This window comes from Peribacillus simplex (assembly GCF_900156045.1).
Classification (GTDB): domain Bacteria; phylum Bacillota; class Bacilli; order Bacillales; family DSM-1321; genus Peribacillus; species Peribacillus simplex_D.
This window is the reverse complement of the sequence record NZ_FTMX01000001.1, coordinates 315,547-331,761: the sequence shown is the minus strand read 5'-3', so window position 1 is coordinate 331,761 and position 16,215 is coordinate 315,547. Positions and strand designations below refer to the sequence as shown.

The 16,215-nt window shown below is 40.5% G+C and carries 19 protein-coding genes, 1 pseudogene and 2 riboswitches; of the genes and pseudogenes, 12 read left to right on the top strand and 8 right to left on the bottom strand.

Translation table 11 applies throughout. The features are described 5' to 3' along the window. Positions 1 to 58 precede the first annotated feature (58 nt). Positions 59 to 805 (bottom strand): alpha/beta hydrolase, encoded by a 747-nt coding sequence (locus BW986_RS01575; RefSeq protein ID WP_076364492.1) that lies wholly within the window; start codon positions 803 to 805, stop codon positions 59 to 61. Between the two features lie 310 nt (positions 806 to 1,115). On the opposite strand from BW986_RS01575, the gene BW986_RS01570 reads away from it, so the two are divergent. Then, the gene (locus BW986_RS01570) at positions 1,116 to 1,436 is read left to right on the top strand and encodes a PadR family transcriptional regulator (protein ID WP_076364490.1); all 321 of its coding nucleotides are present in this window, start codon (positions 1,116 to 1,118) and stop codon (positions 1,434 to 1,436) included. A gap of 263 nt (positions 1,437 to 1,699) precedes the next feature. Here the strand turns inward: BW986_RS01570 and BW986_RS29960 are convergent, their stop codons facing one another. Beyond that, on the bottom strand, positions 1,700 to 1,849 hold the full coding sequence (locus tag BW986_RS29960; RefSeq protein WP_155726451.1) for a hypothetical protein: 150 nt from the start codon (positions 1,847 to 1,849) through the stop codon (positions 1,700 to 1,702). Positions 1,850 to 1,869: 20 nt separating this feature from the next. After that, positions 1,870 to 2,412: a VUT family protein gene (locus tag BW986_RS01565; protein WP_076364488.1), complete on the bottom strand. Its 543-nt coding sequence runs from the start codon at positions 2,410 to 2,412 to the stop codon at positions 1,870 to 1,872. Positions 2,413 to 2,462: 50 nt separating this feature from the next. Beyond that, positions 2,463 to 2,505, bottom strand: a riboswitch (PreQ1 riboswitch). Between the two features lie 215 nt (positions 2,506 to 2,720). On the opposite strand from BW986_RS01565, the gene BW986_RS01560 reads away from it, so the two are divergent. Together BW986_RS01560 and BW986_RS01555 are read left to right on the top strand one after the other, a co-directional pair. Then, positions 2,721 to 3,197 (top strand): SRPBCC family protein, encoded by a 477-nt coding sequence (locus BW986_RS01560; protein ID WP_221408314.1) that lies wholly within the window; start codon positions 2,721 to 2,723, stop codon positions 3,195 to 3,197. Between the two features lie 41 nt (positions 3,198 to 3,238). Continuing rightward, positions 3,239 to 3,679, top strand: coding sequence for an SRPBCC family protein (locus tag BW986_RS01555; RefSeq protein WP_076364486.1), 441 nt, complete (start codon positions 3,239 to 3,241; stop codon positions 3,677 to 3,679). 262 nt (positions 3,680 to 3,941) lie between these two features. Here the strand turns inward: BW986_RS01555 and BW986_RS01550 are convergent. Both BW986_RS01550 and BW986_RS01545 read right to left on the bottom strand, forming a co-directional pair. Continuing rightward, a pseudogene (locus tag BW986_RS01550) lies at positions 3,942 to 4,337 on the bottom strand (HD domain-containing protein); the annotation flags it as partial. 46 nt (positions 4,338 to 4,383) lie between these two features. Next, on the bottom strand, positions 4,384 to 4,668 hold the full coding sequence (locus tag BW986_RS01545; protein WP_076364484.1) for a hypothetical protein: 285 nt from the start codon (positions 4,666 to 4,668) through the stop codon (positions 4,384 to 4,386). A 398-nt stretch (positions 4,669 to 5,066) separates the two neighbouring features. Between BW986_RS01545 and BW986_RS01540 the strand changes: the two genes are divergently transcribed. Both BW986_RS01540 and BW986_RS01535 read left to right on the top strand, forming a co-directional pair. Beyond that, positions 5,067 to 5,636: a TetR/AcrR family transcriptional regulator gene (locus BW986_RS01540; protein ID WP_076364482.1), complete on the top strand. Its 570-nt coding sequence runs from the start codon at positions 5,067 to 5,069 to the stop codon at positions 5,634 to 5,636. A 50-nt stretch (positions 5,637 to 5,686) separates the two neighbouring features. Next, positions 5,687 to 6,034, top strand: coding sequence for a DUF4260 domain-containing protein (locus BW986_RS01535; protein ID WP_076364480.1), 348 nt, complete (start codon positions 5,687 to 5,689; stop codon positions 6,032 to 6,034). A 51-nt stretch (positions 6,035 to 6,085) separates the two neighbouring features. Here BW986_RS01535 and queE read toward each other — a convergent pair whose 3' ends face one another. The 3 genes from queE to queC are packed head-to-tail and all read right to left on the bottom strand — an operon-like array spanning position 6,086 to position 7,942. After that, a complete protein-coding gene (queE, locus tag BW986_RS01530; RefSeq protein ID WP_076364478.1) occupies positions 6,086 to 6,814 on the bottom strand; it encodes a 7-carboxy-7-deazaguanine synthase QueE in 729 nt (242 codons plus the stop codon). Continuing rightward, positions 6,807 to 7,277, bottom strand: a complete 471-nt coding sequence (gene queD / locus BW986_RS01525) for a 6-carboxytetrahydropterin synthase QueD (protein ID WP_076366231.1) — start codon at positions 7,275 to 7,277, stop codon at positions 6,807 to 6,809. Before queD ends, queE begins: the two co-directional genes overlap by 8 nt. Next, a complete protein-coding gene (queC, locus tag BW986_RS01520) occupies positions 7,277 to 7,942 on the bottom strand; it encodes a 7-cyano-7-deazaguanine synthase QueC (RefSeq protein ID WP_034309401.1) in 666 nt (221 codons plus the stop codon). The genes queD and queC overlap by 1 nt, the downstream gene beginning before the upstream one ends. Positions 7,943 to 7,997: 55 nt before the next feature. Then, positions 7,998 to 8,040, bottom strand: a riboswitch (PreQ1 riboswitch). A gap of 186 nt (positions 8,041 to 8,226) precedes the next feature. Between queC and BW986_RS01515 the strand changes: the two genes are divergently transcribed. From BW986_RS01515 to BW986_RS29955, 7 genes are all read left to right on the top strand, one after another. Continuing rightward, on the top strand, positions 8,227 to 9,906 hold the full coding sequence (locus BW986_RS01515; protein WP_081395474.1) for a methyl-accepting chemotaxis protein: 1,680 nt from the start codon (positions 8,227 to 8,229) through the stop codon (positions 9,904 to 9,906). 449 nt (positions 9,907 to 10,355) lie between these two features. Next, the gene (locus tag BW986_RS01510) at positions 10,356 to 10,571 is read left to right on the top strand and encodes a hypothetical protein (protein WP_076364473.1); all 216 of its coding nucleotides are present in this window, start codon (positions 10,356 to 10,358) and stop codon (positions 10,569 to 10,571) included. Positions 10,572 to 11,361: 790 nt separating this feature from the next. After that, complete coding sequence (gene pgsB / locus BW986_RS01505; protein ID WP_076364471.1) at positions 11,362 to 12,543, top strand: poly-gamma-glutamate synthase PgsB; 1,182 nt, start codon at positions 11,362 to 11,364, stop codon at positions 12,541 to 12,543. A gap of 15 nt (positions 12,544 to 12,558) precedes the next feature. Then, a complete protein-coding gene (gene pgsC / locus BW986_RS01500; protein WP_063232582.1) occupies positions 12,559 to 13,008 on the top strand; it encodes a poly-gamma-glutamate biosynthesis protein PgsC in 450 nt (149 codons plus the stop codon). Positions 13,009 to 13,018: 10 nt separating this feature from the next. Next, complete coding sequence (locus BW986_RS01495) at positions 13,019 to 14,311, top strand: CapA family protein (RefSeq protein WP_076364469.1); 1,293 nt, start codon at positions 13,019 to 13,021, stop codon at positions 14,309 to 14,311. A gap of 69 nt (positions 14,312 to 14,380) precedes the next feature. Further along, positions 14,381 to 15,964, top strand: coding sequence for a gamma-glutamyltransferase family protein (locus tag BW986_RS01490; protein WP_081395473.1), 1,584 nt, complete (start codon positions 14,381 to 14,383; stop codon positions 15,962 to 15,964). 69 nt (positions 15,965 to 16,033) lie between these two features. Beyond that, positions 16,034 to 16,183 carry a CapE family protein gene (locus BW986_RS29955; RefSeq protein ID WP_179085976.1) on the top strand — a complete coding sequence of 50 codons (150 nt, stop codon included), beginning with the start codon at positions 16,034 to 16,036 and terminating at the stop codon, positions 16,181 to 16,183. The last annotated feature ends 32 nt before the right edge of the window (positions 16,184 to 16,215 follow it).

The following is a 16,215-nucleotide window of genomic DNA, read 5'->3' as shown; positions in this document are numbered from 1 at the left end:
ACGTATGAGTGTAGGCTTATAACACGTTCAACTTAAAGGGGATTTATTAACTCTTTTTTTACTCCGACCAATTCAGTGTATTCAAGAACTTATAAACATCTTCATACACTTGATTACGTTCCTTACCCAATGTGATGATATGACCTGATTTTTCGTACCATATCAAGTGTTTATGCTGCGTATCGACTTCATTGAAAATCGCTGTAGCACTCTCCGTATAGTCGGGATCATCCAAACGTCCTTGTAAAACAAGAGTTGGCGATGTGATTAAATCTAAATCTTCACCTGTCTCATTGATAATATCCAACACATCTTGTAGTTGAGGCATAGGCTCTTCTTCCAGCAGCTTCACTTCTGTAGCAATTTGGTCTGCATCTTTGCCCTCAAACTTCTTATAAGCCTGTGCATAATTGAGCAAACGGTTCTTTTGTCGATCGATACTTTTTCCTTGTGTCGGAGCGCACATTGAAACCACCCCTGTTACAGGCAATTCAATTCCCACTTTTAATGAGAAAACTCCTCCTAAAGAAATTCCCACAACGGCAATTTCCTCATAGCCTTCCTCTTTAAGGAATTGATAACCATCAACTACGTCTTTCCACCATTCCTTTGGACCTGTTTTAACAAGTTCCTCGGCTGATACTCCGTGCCCACTATAAAGAGGTCCGTGGCAAGTATAGTCGAGATCATTCAAGTATTTCCCCAATTTCTTCATATCTCCTGTACTTCCGGTAAACCCGTGAAGTAAAAGAACAGCTCTTTTTCCACCTATATATGTGAATGACTCAGGTGCTTTCACTTTCATCTATCTAGGACCTTCTTTCTTTGCTCTTGTTGATAAATAGAATCTAAATGATTTTCGAAAAAAAATCAATTAATACCCCTTGAGTAGTGATTCTTCTATCCTATTCCGAATTTTCATTAAAACAATTAAAACATGTATATAATATCCTTACCACACTCTTCACAACTCATCCGTTCCGAAGCACATTTTACTATGATTAAAATTATTTAGCAATCGTCATTTAACCATTTTTTTTTAGAAAAGTAAAATGCACCTTGTGATACGATGTACAACGTATTACACTTTAAAAATGAAAAGGAGGAGAATTTATTTGGATAAAGAATTAATGAAGGGAAGCATTGACCTCCTTTTGCTTTCACTTCTCTCACAAAAAAAGCTATACGGCTATGAAATCACGAAGATCTTGAAGAAAATGAGCATGGGCACATATCAAATAAGTGAAGGCACCCTCTACTCCGCCCTTAAACGGTTAGAAAAAAAAGAATTCATAAAAGGCCATTGGAAAGAGTCAGAATCAGGCCGCAGGAAATATTATCAAGTCACCGAAAAAGGACAAACCGAACTTGAACGGAAACGAGAATGCTTTTATTTCCTGGAAAAACTAGTTCGGAAAAGCGCAGAGCAATTCTAAACAAAATAAAAAGCTCCCTGCACCCATTATTGGAACGGCGCAGGAAGCTTTTTTTGCTGTTTTACTCATGAATTCATTCTGCATTCATTGATTTCGCACCGTTTACTCGTGAATTCATTCTGCATTCATGATTTCGCACCGTTTACTCGTGAGTTTGGGCTATTTACTCGTGAATTCAGCATTTTTACTCGTGAGTTTTGCTGTTTTACTCGTGAATTCAGCACTTTTACTCGTGAGTTACTCCGTTCACGCAAAAAAAGGACCTAATTAGGTCCTTTTTTGTCTATTCCTTTATGCTTGCGATAATTGGCACAGGAGAGCTTCATGCATTCCCCTTGGACATGCGGGCCATATTTTTCACGAAAGGCCTCGAGGCAATAGCATTTATCTTCTTCTTTTTTGGTTCCATCCATCGAGTGCATCCCTCCTAGCTTTAACTGGAGACTACACGTTTCTCCAGTTCTACGTTGATTCGACCCAACAGTACGGCACCGATTGACTGAATGATCGTTTTAACGATGATTTGGCCGATGACCGCAGCGGGTACTGCTTCCCATGGCAATATATTGGCACCCAATGGACTTAGGCCCATCACGACAAATATCACCGAATCAAAAAACCCTCCAACGATTCCGCTGTAAAACACCCTCCAACTCATCGGAAGTTTTAAACGGGTATAAATTTCCGTATCCGCTGTTTCTGCGACCACGAACGATAATGCGGAAGCAAATACGATCAATAACGTATCCCCTAATAAAAATGATACACACGCAGATAAAATAAGTGCAGTGACGATACATATATAGGTCTTTGCGCGGCCGAATTTATTCTGGACGAGATCTCGAAAGATGAAGGTTCCCCCGATGAGCAATGTACCCATCGGAATGATGAACATGCCAAAATGCAAGGGCGCAAAGGCTGCTGTAACCACATTCGCCGTGATGATGGATACTAAATACAATAAAATTCTTAACATTTCTTAATTCTCCTTATACAGAAAAAACAGCACCCTAAGAAAGAGCACTGTTCCCCTTAGTTTTTTTGAGAGGGTAGCTAGAACCTCTTCCGCCCGAGCGGATTATCATTTTCCTTATTTATCGTAGCTTGAAAGCGATTGGAAATCAAGAAGTTTCCATATGGCTTGCACGAACAAATGTAAACGCAATGACCCTGCCGATTTTTGTCGCAGAAAACTGCTTGACCGGCTGTATATGAAAAGACGACAATGATTGATAGAATAATGTTACGATCTTGATATGAAGTATAAACGCGAGGAGGAAAAGGATGATGAAAAAGCCATCGTTTGTTCATGTTATTTATATCGCGACCACACCAGAGAAGCTTTGGGAAGCCCTGACGAGCGGTGAGGTCACGAAGAAGTACCATTTTGGATGCCAAGTCCAGTCTGACTGGCAAGAAGGCTCAAGCGTTAAATATTTGCTGGAAGATGGGCATATTACTGATCATGGTAAAGTACTTAAGTGTGAGCCGCTGCACCTGCTCTCGTTCACTTGGAACATGGTAGGAGACGAAACACCTCGCGAGCAGCCTACTCGTGTCACTTATATACTGCAGCCTATGGATGATTCGACTGTGAAGTTAACGCTTAGGCATGAGGAGCTTTTGGAGACGGATTTCGTATATGATGATAATACCTTTGAAGGCTTGAATAATGGATGGCCAGCGATTCTAAGTAACCTGAAGAGCTTGCTTGAAACTGGACGGACCCTGCCGCCAATAACAGTAGATCGGAATAATTAAGTGGTAGAAAACTATAAAAAATCGAAAGAGAGTTGACAGTGATGGATACGCAAATAATCACGAAATTTAAAATAGCCAAACCAACCAATGAAGTATTTGAAGCTATAGTGGACCCAGAAAGAATCGGGAATTTCTGGTTCTCATCGAGTTCTGAAAGATGGGAACAAGGCAGGATGCTTACATTGAGATATAACGAATACGAAGCTGAAGTGGTTATTAATGTATTGGAAGTCGAGGAAAATAGGAAAATCGTGTTCTCATGGGGAGGAAATGATCAAGAAACGATTGTTACAATTACACTAAAAGAGTTGGATGATATGAGTACAATTATTGAAGTGAACGAATCAGGTTTGAAAGAGGATGACCCCGAATTGATAAATAAAATGATCGGACAAAAAGAAGGTTGGGTTTATACATTAACATGTTTAAAGGGTTATTTGGAAAATGGCGTTAATACTTTGAGGGCATCATTAGTTTTTTAATTATTAAAGGGTGCTGGTTCAGATGTTATGTCCTTTTGATAAGGCACCCGTTAATCAATCGCCTTCTAGATGTCGATTGTCTATAAAAATCAACTAAATTTTTATACTGGAGGAGGCTTAGATGTTTCCAAGAATAAACTCAAGGATGAATATCGCCTTTGAGTTTTTTTACTTTCCGTATGGTTTCACATGAAAATCAATCGGAAATCACTTTTAGATATATGCCCTTCGAAGCTTTTTTATAGGCTTCAATTCCTATTTTCTTGACTTTTTCTGATAAACTAGATTCACAATCATATCCATACTTCTTCAGTATAAATGGGATTTCGGATTCCATAATGACATGATCATATATCTTTTCATGATAATCTTCATCCTTACAATCCAGAACGAAATCAATAACATGTGAGAATGCAGTATGGGATAAGTCATGCAGCAAGCCCGCGATTTGTTCCTCCAATGAACCTCCAAGCTCTTTAATTAAAAGTATCACACCAAGTGAATGGTCAAATCGTGTAACGTCCCACTTCTCATTAACTAAATAACTTGCCCCGCCTTGATGTATCCCCTTCATTCTTGGGACGGGTTTGCTTACTATCAGCTCTTCAAGAACTCCCTCTACAATATTGTTCCCATAGACACTATCCAAAACTACCAGTAACTGCCTCCTCGCCCATTAGTTTACTCATTACAGGTAGGTGATCTCACTGATCTTTTTCTGTAAAAATTATTTCCCCCATTTCATTTTGCTCATATTGCTTTTTTGCCAATTTTTTTATTTCCTCCTCATCATTCAAATCGATATCACCTGGATTGACCTCATCAATTCCCTCTATGATTATCATTTCATTTATTATTACCTGATCTCTTGGATTCACTTTAATAAAGTCTTCTACAGGTTTTGTTTTATCTTTATACGGTTTAGTTAATAAAAAATAGCCGGTCAAGACTATAAAAATTGATGCCAAAATACCGAATTTCTTTTTCATTTATTCATCCCCTCCAACACTTCACGAATACCCTTACAATACCACATAAGGGTATTTATGGCATTTGAATTCAAGCGTATATATTGTTGGTTCCTGTTTTTCTGTTACAGGAATTTCTATCTCCTATGATTTCAACCTTTAAAAATAGCTGTAAATTCCTGCTTCATTGAGTTGCTATGGATATAGGAACATCATACCCACTAGTATTTACGCTAACTGGTTGCGAGGGAATAATCCATCTGCAATGTCCTGCATCCTCTCCTTTTCTCTCTCTTGATCAAATGGAAAAATTCAACTTAAAAAACAGTACTTTATAATATGATCTAATAATTGACATTTGGAAATCAGTGAGTTATTATCCTAATTAACCAGCGGTCAATAAATAAGGAGGTGTCCAAATGTCGCCAAGGAAATCGGCAGGTAAAGAATTGTCCAGGGACATGGTCTTGAATGAAGCCAGAAACCTTTTTGCAACGATGGGGTATTCGAATGTCTCGATGAGGCAATTGGCTAAATCATTGGATTGCAGCCATGGGGCCATATACTATCATTTTAAAAATAAGGCAGAAATATTTTATAGTTTGGTGAAAACGGATTTTTCCGTTTTAAATACTTTAATCGATGATATCATCATGTCGGAAAATGACCCTTCTGTAAAAATGGAAAAGATTTTATTGTGCTTCTTGGAGTTCGGTTTAACCCAACAGAATCATTATTCCATCATGTTTTTATCGAAGGAAAAAGAAATTCAGCAGTTACTTCAATTCGATTCTAATAAAACATATGAAAAGCTAATCCAGTCCCTGACGGACCTAACGGACAACAAATTGAATCCTGCATCCATATGGTCGATTTTTCTTTCTCTTCACGGATTCATCACTTTTTATATTAATTCTGAACTATCTTATCAAGATGTAAAAGGCCTAGCTTACTTTCATGTAAAAAATATCATCAGAAACATCATATAATTTTTAAGTATTATTGACCATTGGTCAAATAACAATTGGGAGGGTTTAAAATGGTAAAGAAATTCCTTCATATGGAAGGAATCATGGTGCTTTTAGCGGTGATTTACATCTATTCGTTATATGAATTCAGCTGGTGGATTTTCCTGTTATTGATTTTGTCTCCTGATGTTTCCATGCTTGCCTATCTGATCAATGATCGAATTGGAGCAAAGGTTTATAACCTATTTCACACGTATACCCTGTCCATCTTCATGATTTTGCTTGCCATTTTTCTAAAGTCTGATGCTCTTTTGATGATTGGTTTAATTTGGACCGCACATATTGGAATGGATCGCTTTTTTGGGTATGGCCTCAAATACACATCTTCCTTCAAAGCTACACACATTCAAAGGCTTTAAAAAGCTTAAAAGGCAGTGTGATAATGCCATCACACTGCCTTTTGCTCACTTTTATACGCCCCGCTTATTTCCCCATATATAGGTATGAAGCTGGGGCAGCACTTTCACATCATTCAATTCATCATCTGCTATCACTTTATCTATTAACTCTTCGTACTTCTTCAAAAGACCGCTGATCAATTGACGATCATCCGCCGTCCTGCTATCGTCATTGCCGACCTGCAAATAAAAAGGAATATCCGGGTAACGCCCATGTACATGTTTGGCATATTGATAATCTTCCTCGTTAAAGACGACAATCTTCAATGAGACATGGTTTTCAGGATTTCGATTGGCAAGGTTCGAGAGGATTTGGTCGAGCACCGAAAAGTCCGTGTTCATTTTAGAGCTCGGCGGCTTGGGTGAAATCGTCAGTTCATCAATATCGAGAAACCAATCCTGCCATCGGCTCCCTTGTGTTTCGACACCTATCTTCATTTTATTTTCATGTAAGATCGCTATCAAGCCGTTTAGGTTTTTCAGCAGAGCCGGGTTTCCGCCTGATATCGTCACGAAGGAAAAACCGGAACCCCCAATTCGCTTCAGCTCATCCCATATTTCTTCAGCAGTCATTTGGACGGTATCTTCCTTACCGGTGCCATCCCAAGTAAATGCGGAATCACACCAGGCACATGAATAATCGCAGCCGGCCGTCCGAACGAACATGGTTTTTTGACCAATGACCATTCCTTCACCTTGGATGGTCGGTCCGAAGATTTCCATAACCGGGAGTTTACTCACTTTCCATCCACTCCCGTCTGGCTTCGGCATAGCTTGTCGGCGTTTCGTATAGTCGAACAAATTCGACTCTAGCACCCTCATATTCTTTTAATGAAAGGGCTTCGGCCATTTTTTCATAAATCCAGACAACCATATTTTCAGCTGTTGTATTCATGAGCGGTAGGGTTTCATTCAAATAACGATGATCCAGGTGGATTTCAATTTCATTTTTCCATATATCCTTGATGTCCCCGAAGTCTATCATCAAACCGCGTGAATCCGTATACCCGCTCAATCCGAAAATGACCTTATATGTGTGGCCATGCAGGTTCTTGCATTTGCCTTCATAGTCATGCAGATGGTGCGCCGCGTCAAAGGTGAATTCCTTACTCACGAGAACCCTCTTGTTTGTATACTTCAATTGGCTGCGCTGAATATCTTCATCTATTTTTTGGAGTTTATCCACTATAGTAAAACCGTACATCATGAAAGCACCTTCCGTCTGCTTACATAGTCATCCAGTCCTTTTTTTCGCAGATTACATGCCGGACAATCTCCACAGCCGTCGGAGATAATTCCGTTATAGCAAGTCAGGGTCTTTTCGCGGACAAAGTCGAATGCGCCAAGCTGATCCGCAAGCTCCCATGTTTCCTCTTTATTAAGCCACATTAGCGGCGTATCAATCACGAATGACTGGTCCATCGACAAGTTCAAGGTCACATTCAACGATTTAATGAATACATCGCGGCAGTCTGGATATCCGCTGAAATCCGTTTCACAGACACCGGTGACAATATGTTTAGCGCCAATCTGACTCGCCAGCACTCCGGCAAACGAAAGGAACAGCAAATTCCTCCCAGGTACGAAGGTAGACGGCAATTCCCCTTCTTCTCCGTCCGCAACTGCAATATCACTTCTCGTCAATGCATTCGGTGCCAGTTGGTTCAGCAGCGACATGTCAAGGATATGATGGTTCACACCCAATTCCTTGGCAATGTTTTGAGCACATTCGATTTCCAAGCTATGGCGCTGATTATAATCGAACGTCACCGCTTCCACTTCCTCAAATCTCTCCAATGCCCAGAACAGGCACGTCGTACTGTCCTGACCTCCGCTAAACACAACCACTGCCTTTTCTTTCTTCTTCATTTCTATAAAACTCCTTTTTACGGAAAAAAACAGCACCCTAAGAATAGAGCACTGTTTCTCCTTAGTTTTTTTGAGAGGGTAGCTAGAACCTCTTCCGCCTTAACGCGGAATATTATATTTTTCCAAGTCAATAGTAACTTGAAAACGATAATAAATCAAGATGATTATATTTAGTGAATATTAGATCTGATGGAAAATTTGGTTATCTTTTCATTGCTTAAATATCCCACATATCCGTCCGATAAAATAGTGTAAATAAAATATCGATAAAGGGGTCCATTAATTTGAAAAGCATTAAAGGAAAGGTATTGGTGGCATTTTCACTCATCATATCTTTATGTGTCATCTTAGGAGCATTCAACATTTACAGCAGCAACAAGTCACTGGTATATTCCCAGGATATCATCGAAAAGGAACTTCCGCTTCTTATCCAAGATGAAAAGCTACTATATAATCTAGCACAAAGAACCGCATTCGCCCGAGCCTATATTCTATATGGTGACGAGAGTTATAAAGAAAGGTTCTTACAATATACTGAAGACAGCAAGGTCATCCAGGAAGAGCTCCTCGCTTTAAGCGATTCTGATAAAGCGAAGGAATTGATCGAGAAAAGCGTGGATTGGAGGACGATGATTGTAGACCGGGTATTCACACAATATGAAAAGGGAAATGAAGAACGCGCGAAAGAGATACTCAAAAATGAAGTGGCGCCAATCAGCAATGAAGTAATGGAAGGTTTCAAGGAGCTTGCCTCGGAACGCGAGGAATTGATTGTCGCTTCAGGTGAAACCGTCATCGCAAGCGGGAAATCGGCTAAGACGACAAGTATCATCATCTCCATTGCGGCAGTCCTTATCGGCCTTCTGCTGGCGCTTGTGACTGCCAACCTCATTACCACCCCCCTTCTTAAAATTAGGGACAGGATGAAAATGGTGGCTGACGGAGAGCTGAATCATGAACCCCTGGAACAAAAGTCATATGATGAAATGGGCGAATTAACGGTATCCGCCAACCAAATGCAGAAAAACCTTCGTGATACGATCGAAAAAATGCTCGTTGTATCCGAATCCGTTTCCAACCAAAGTGAGGATCTGACTCAATCAGCAAATGAAGTCCAGCAGGGCAGCAAACAAATAGCGACTACAATGCATGAACTTTCGGAAGGCTCGGAGTCACAAGCCAACCGGGCAGCTGAAATGGTTCGCATGATGGATGATTTCACCGGCAGGATCAGGTTGGCCCGCCTGGAAGGAGTGGATGTAGCTAAAAGTTCTACCGAAATCCTTTCCTTGACCAAGGAGGGCACCACTTTAATGCGCAGTTCGGTCCAACAGATGCAATGTATTGATGGGATTGTAAAAAATGCCGTAGAGCAAGTGAAAGGGCTCGATTCTCAATCGCAGCAAATTTCGCAGCTTGTGCAGGTCATCAAGGATATATCCAATCAAACCAATCTATTGGCGCTGAATGCAGCCATAGAAGCCGCTCGTGCTGGTGAACATGGCAAGGGCTTTGCCGTCGTCGCCGATGAAGTGCGGAAACTCGCTGAAGAGGTCACACACTCCGTTGGGGATATCACCAATATTGTCTCAGCCATTCAAACGGATTCAAAAACAGTCGTCCACTCCCTGGAAGATGGTTATGCACAAGTGGATGAAGGCACGAAACAGATCACGCTCACAGGCCAAACCTTTGAAACAATCAATCACTCTGTCGGGAATATGGAAATGAAAATACAGCATATTACAGACGAATTGAACTATATCTCCACAAATAGCCAAGTAATCAATCAGGCTATCGAAGATATTGCAGCGGTTTCTGAAGAGTCCGCGGCTGGAATCGAACAAGTTTCCGCCTCTGCTCAGCAATCCAGCTCTTTAATGGATGAAATCACGAATCATGCAAGTGAACTTGCATCTTCGGCAGATCTGCTGACTGAACAGGTTAGGAAGTTCCAATTATGACACTAGCAATTTCCCGTCACATGTATGCGGGAAATTGCTTTTCCTTCCCATTATATTTGGTTGTTTCATTTCCGTATATTCGGGGAATAAATAACTATACACAATAATAAACCATTAAAAGGCAAATCTATCAAAAGCGGCTGGAAGTGAACATTTTCCTTTATTTTCAGAATATTTAGTGTATAATTGATTAAAGGAATATTTTAACTTAAATAACCATCACTTCCAATAACCGCTACTGCAATTCCCGTCATTTCCTTTCAACACCATGCACAGGCACTTATACTCAGTAAGTATCCATTGCATGCTTTCTCTCGAATCAAACCGTTCATAACTTTATTCACACAAAAACACGATTTCCACTCCAAATCTGTAAAAAAAGGTTAAATTACACGATTGATATGTTACTATTAAACTAAGACCTTTTAACCCCATAAGGAGGAATTCATATGAAACGTTTTTTCAAATTCATAACAGATTTTAACGAAAGAAGAGCACTGAAACGGGAAACCGAAGAATTCTTTCGCAAAGAATACGAAAATTATATGAAGATGAATCCTGACAATCAAGGAAAAAGAAGGCGATTAGTTCCTAGACTTTATGTGATTGATGGCGGTAAACAGGGCCCCAACCTTGAGATTTCTGACAGAAAGAAATCAAGTTAACCTGATTCCTTCCATAATCGGCTACAAAAGCTGTAGCTCAAGACCCACAAACGTTAAATGTCAATGATGATCGGAAATTCGTGACCATTCCATTCATTTACAATATATAAGCCGAAAGCTCAGATATGCTTCTGAGCTTTTTTTATTTTGCATTCATCTATAAACACTATATCTATAGAAGAAACTAGGTATTTTTTAAAAAAAATGGATTAACTTTAGTTTATTTCATGTTTCAGGTAAAAGATCAATAATAGTCCCGCGGGTATTCTCTGAGGAAATAACAGGAAAATATCAAAAAAAAGAGATGTGTTCTTTTACTCATCTTTTTCCAAATTCAAAAGAGTTCAACTAATTGAGTCGTTAGATGCAATATCTTACATTGAATGACAAATGCATAAATATTGTTACGTTTATGTCGAACATTGGGTATAAACAATTATCAATCTGTAATAAACGTCACTTTTAAAAACCAATTATTATTCAAATATAGCCATTAAGAATCAGGTTCAAATACTCATGAAACTACTTTGATTCTGACCAAAATGGGTTTTTATTAAACTTTCCATAATTTAGTGTAAATAAACCGAGGATTCCCTCGATTTCCAGCCATATCTTTGTACTCATAAAACAATTTACCCCATTAGATACTATTACACTCTAATATACATTTATTTGAAAAAGATGATAGTAACTATATTACGATAGAATAATTGGCTCTTGCCTATTAAGTTTAAAATCATGTAGTGTGTATTCAGTAATTCAAATATTTGAAAAAAAGAGAGGTTAAAAAATGGCACCGATATTTATTTGTGCGATCTTTTTGCTTGGTTATGGCATTTTTGAACAAAAACGCCATCAGAAGCGTCTCGACTCCATCCCGGTACGTGTGAATGTGAATGGGATTCGAGGGAAATCGACTGTAACGCGTCTAATTACAGGTGTGATCCAGGAAGCTAAGTACAAAACAGTAGGTAAAACAACCGGAACATCAGCAAGAATGATCTATTGGTTTACCGATAAGGAAAAACCGATTGTACGTCGCCCGGAAGGACCAAACATAGGAGAACAGCGGCGTGTAGTTAAAGAAGTTGCCGACTTAGGCACGGAAGCACTGGTTTGTGAGTGCATGGCCGTACAGCCTGACTATCAACTAATCTTCCAAAACAAAATGATCCAAGCAAACATTGGCGTAATCGTGAATGTATTGGAAGACCATATGGATGTCATGGGACCGACTTTGGATGAGGTTGCTGAAGCTTTCACTGCTACCATTCCCTATAATGGTCACTTAATAACCATCGAAAGTGAATATTTGGACTTTTTCAAGCAAATTGCCAAAGAACGCAACACAAAAGTGATCGTTGCAGACAATTCGAGAATTTCGGAAGATTTTCTACGCGAGTTCGACTATATGGTATTTCCTGATAATGCATCACTGGCCTTGGCCGTTGCGGAAGCTTTAGGCATTGATGAAAAAACAGCTTTTCGCGGAATGTTGAATGCACATCCCGATCCAGGTGCCATGCGGATCACCAAATTCGGGGATCCCATCCAGCCAACTTTCTTTGTCAATGGCTTTGCTGCAAATGACGCGTCATCGACGCTGAACATCTGGGAACGTGTCAATACGTTCGGATACAGCACAGAACCTCCTATCGTTATCATGAATTGCCGTCCCGACCGCGTGGACCGTACTGAGCAGTTTGCCAGAGATGTATTGCCTTACATAAAATCTGAAATCGTCATTTCCATTGGTGAAACCACATCACCGATCACTCGGGCATTCGAGCAAGGTCAATTGGATACAAAAGAATATTGGGATTTAGAAAACTGGTCAACTGAAGAAATCGTTGCCCGCCTCCGCCCATTGATGAAAAATCGCATCGTCTACGGTGTCGGGAATATTCACGGTGCAGCGGAACCTTTAATTGAAGCATTCATGAAATCTAAAACAAAGCAAAAAGCAAGTTAAGTAGGAGGAACCTTAATGTTTGGATCGGATTTATATGTAGCCCTAGTACTGGGAGTAACACTTAGCCTTATATTTTCAGAAAAGACGGGTGTCGTACCCGCAGGACTTATCGTGCCAGGTTATTTGGCATTAGTATTTGACCAATGGGAAATCATGCTGACCATCCTGATCATTAGTGTCGTAACTTATTTGATCGTCACTCACGGCCTTTCAAGATGGGTGATTTTATATGGAAGAAGAAAATTCGCAGCCATGATGGTGACCGGGATTTGCTTGAAACTACTATTGGACTTCGTCTACCCCGTCATGCCATTTGAAATATTCGAGTTTCGGGGAATCGGTATAATTGTACCCGGATTGATTGCGAATACCATACAAAGACAAGGAATGCCATTGACACTTGGCAGCACGCTTTTATTATCCGGCTTGACTTTCGGTTTAATGAACGTGTACTACCTATTCTGAGGTGCAAAAAATGAAACGGACTTTAAATGCAAAAGAAAAAACACTTATCTTTATTAAACGCACGAAGAAAAAGAATCTTAAATACACTGGAATCATACTACCTATATTACTAATCGCTTTAGTCATTACCACTTGGATGGGACGGGCTGAGGAAGTGAAAATAACCGCATCAAAATCCGATCAGCCATTGACGATGACAATGGTCGGTGATGTGATGATGGGACGTTATGTTGAAGAAGTGACGGAAAAGCACGGGCATGAATACCTCTTCCGTTATATGAAGCCTTATTTTGCCCATTCAGACTATGTCAGTGGGAATTATGAGCATACCGCTTTAAAAGAAGAAGTATCCAACTATAAGGGAGCAGATACGCCCATACGGTTAAACTCCAATGTTAGCGGTGTGGAAGCGGTTAAAAATGCTGGCTTCTCTGTAATGACTTTGGCCAATAACCATATGATGGACTATGAAGAACAAGGACTTATAGATACGATTGATCAATTCAAAAGTGCGGATATGCATTATGTCGGTGTTGGATCGAACACTGAGGAAGCCAAAAATAGCATCGACTATGCGGATGTTAATGGCGTACGTGTCGCAACACTTGGCTTCACAGATGTTTACGGTAAGGATGCCGTGTCAAAAAGTGATAAAGCCGGACTATTGAACTCCAACCCTGATTTATTATTTGAAATGATCGGCAAAGCAAGGGATGCCAAGCAAGGCAACGCAGACTTGGTTGTAGTGAATATGCACTGGGGACAAGAGTATTCAACATCTACAACCGACCGTCAAACGGACTTGGCTAAAGCTATCATCGATGCTGGGGCTGACATCATCATTGGCCATCACCCACACGTGCTTCAATCGTTTGATGTGTATAAAGATGGAATCATTTTCTATAGCTTAGGAAATTTCATTTTCGATCAAGGATGGACACGCACAAAGGATTCAGCCATGGTTCAATACCATTTAGCGGAAGACGGAAAAGCTACAATCGATGTCGTTCCACTGCAAATTGAAGAAGCAACACCAAGGCCAGCTACCTCTTCAATCGACAAATCACGTGTTTACCGCCAGTTGACGAAGGAAACGAGTGAAAACGCCCAATGGTCGAAAAAAGAGGATCACATCGAGATTAACTTGGATCACAAGAAGGTAATCGACCATAAGGCACAGCGTGAGCAAGAAGAAAAAGCAGCACAAGCAGCAAAGGCAGCGAAAGAAGCAAAGGAAAAGAAAGCTGCACAAGAGAAAAAGGCAGCACAAGCTATACAACAGGACATGCAGCCTATTCAGTAAGGATCGATTGGATACTACTATGTGAAAAGAGAAACAACTTGGAAGCTCAACGAGAAGGGGGAATAATCGATGATTAACCGTACGACTGGAAAAATATTCATTTCACTTTGCGTGCTCATATATTTAGCTGGATGTTCGAAGACACCCCCTATTTCTGACACGAATGATCCGATAGAGAGTAAAACGGAACAATCATATGGGGTCAGTTCTTCAAATCCAATCGCAATAGATGTCGGGATGGATATATTGAAAAATGGTGGAACGGCGGCGGATGCCGCCATTGCGGTATCCTATGTATTAGGTGTAGTTGAACCTTATGGATCTGGCGTGGGTGGCGGCGGCGGTATGCTGATTGCACCGGAATCCGGCGATCCCAAATTTATCGATTATCGTGAATCCTCTCCGGAAGACCCAAGTTCAAGGCACAATGCAGGGATTCCTGGCTTAGTGGCCGGCATGCAGGTTATAAGTGATAAGTATGGGAGCGTACCAATGGCAGACCTTCTCCAGCCGGCGATAGATTTGGCTGAAGGCGGATTTGAAGTCGACAAAATGTTATCATCACGCTTAGAAGCGGCTCAGCCAAGGATATCTTCCGATGCGACTTCACTTTTTTATCCTGATGGCGATGCCATTGAACCAGGCAAAACACTCGTCCAGGAAAAACTTGCTGAAACATTGAAGCAGATTCAAAAGGAAGGTCCTGATGGTTTTTATAAAGGGGAAATCGCACGGGATATTAAAAGAGAAACAGATATCGACTTGATGGATTTAAAGCGCTATGAGGTGAAAGAACGTAAGCCGGTCCAAGGAACATTTGCCGGTTATGATGCCTTTACCGCCCCTCCGCCCTTCTCCGGGATTACCGTTCTTGAAATGTTAAAGCTCTCCGAGGAAATGAACCTCGGTGATTCTTCAAGCAAATCAGCTTATATGAAGGTATTGGGGGGCATCACAGATACTGCTTATCAAGATCGGTCCGCCAATATTGGGGATGGAATAAGTCACTCCAAGGCGGAAAAATTGCTCTCCCCCATTCACTTGGATAATCTTAAAAATAAGATCAAAAGTGAAAAATGGGAAGATAAAGAATCGAATGGTTCCGAAGAACATGAAAGTACGACACATTTTGTGATCATGGACAAGTATGGCACTGTCGTTTCCGCAACAAATACGCTCAGCAACTTTTTCGGATCTGGTGATTATACGAATGGATTTTTCCTTAACGATCAATTGAAAAATTTCCGGTCCGGCTTGAACGCCCAAGAGGCATATAAACGGTCTAGAACTTTCACCGCTCCTACCATTCTCAAGAAACCAGGGCAGGAATCGATCGGGATAGGCTCACCAGGCGGCGATAGGATTCCTCAAGTATTGACGCAGGTCCTTTATTCATATACAGAGAATGAAGGCTCATTTCAGGATATCATCGACCGTAATCGGTTCGTCTATGATGGAAAGAAGATTTATACGGAATCCAGGCTTTCGAATGAAATAATATCAGACCTGGAAGATTCAGGATATGAAGTCATCCAGAAGATCTCCCCCATGTATTACGGCGGGGTTCAAGTACTCGTTAAAAACGAGAAAAACGGACAAGTATCCGGAGCTGGGGATAAAAGAAGAAATGGAAGCTGGAAAGCCCAGCAATAAAAAGGGGATCCATCCCCTCCTTTTCTAAATACCATATGAATTTTAGCGATGTATAAGGGGACTTAGAATATGAATATCGTAAAAAAAATTACAAGCTGGGTCATACCCGTTTTTCTAATAGCAGCACTGCTTGTGACCATGAATACATTTAAACGGACAGAAACGTTAACACCCGAAGAGCAAAAGAAAATCGAACAATATACGACTATCGAAAAATAAAAAAAGCTGGGGCATCCCCGCTTTTTTTATTT

Excerpts from the sequence above, each read along its gene's own strand:
- BW986_RS01490 (WP_081395473.1), top strand. The coding sequence starts at position 14,381 with ATGATTAACCGTACGACTGGAAAAATATTCATTTCACTTTGCGTGCTC.
- BW986_RS01545 (WP_076364484.1), bottom strand. The coding sequence starts at position 4,668 with ATGAAAAAGAAATTCGGTATTTTGGCATCAATTTTTATAGTCTTGACC.
- BW986_RS01535 (WP_076364480.1), top strand. The coding sequence starts at position 5,687 with ATGGTAAAGAAATTCCTTCATATGGAAGGAATCATGGTGCTTTTAGCG.
- BW986_RS01560 (WP_221408314.1), top strand. The coding sequence starts at position 2,721 with ATGATGAAAAAGCCATCGTTTGTTCATGTTATTTATATCGCGACCACA.
- queD (WP_076366231.1), bottom strand. The coding sequence starts at position 7,277 with ATGTACGGTTTTACTATAGTGGATAAACTCCAAAAAATAGATGAAGAT.
- queC (WP_034309401.1), bottom strand. The coding sequence starts at position 7,942 with ATGAAGAAGAAAGAAAAGGCAGTGGTTGTGTTTAGCGGAGGTCAGGAC.
- BW986_RS29960 (WP_155726451.1), bottom strand. The coding sequence starts at position 1,849 with ATGGATGGAACCAAAAAAGAAGAAGATAAATGCTATTGCCTCGAGGCC.
- BW986_RS01565 (WP_076364488.1), bottom strand. The coding sequence starts at position 2,412 with ATGTTAAGAATTTTATTGTATTTAGTATCCATCATCACGGCGAATGTG.
- BW986_RS01495 (WP_076364469.1), top strand. The coding sequence starts at position 13,019 with ATGAAACGGACTTTAAATGCAAAAGAAAAAACACTTATCTTTATTAAA.
- BW986_RS29955 (WP_179085976.1), top strand. The coding sequence starts at position 16,034 with ATGAATATCGTAAAAAAAATTACAAGCTGGGTCATACCCGTTTTTCTA.
- BW986_RS01510 (WP_076364473.1), top strand. The coding sequence starts at position 10,356 with ATGAAACGTTTTTTCAAATTCATAACAGATTTTAACGAAAGAAGAGCA.
- BW986_RS01575 (WP_076364492.1), bottom strand. The coding sequence starts at position 805 with ATGAAAGTGAAAGCACCTGAGTCATTCACATATATAGGTGGAAAAAGA.
- BW986_RS01555 (WP_076364486.1), top strand. The coding sequence starts at position 3,239 with ATGGATACGCAAATAATCACGAAATTTAAAATAGCCAAACCAACCAAT.
- BW986_RS01540 (WP_076364482.1), top strand. The coding sequence starts at position 5,067 with ATGTCGCCAAGGAAATCGGCAGGTAAAGAATTGTCCAGGGACATGGTC.
- pgsC (WP_063232582.1), top strand. The coding sequence starts at position 12,559 with ATGTTTGGATCGGATTTATATGTAGCCCTAGTACTGGGAGTAACACTT.
- pgsB (WP_076364471.1), top strand. The coding sequence starts at position 11,362 with ATGGCACCGATATTTATTTGTGCGATCTTTTTGCTTGGTTATGGCATT.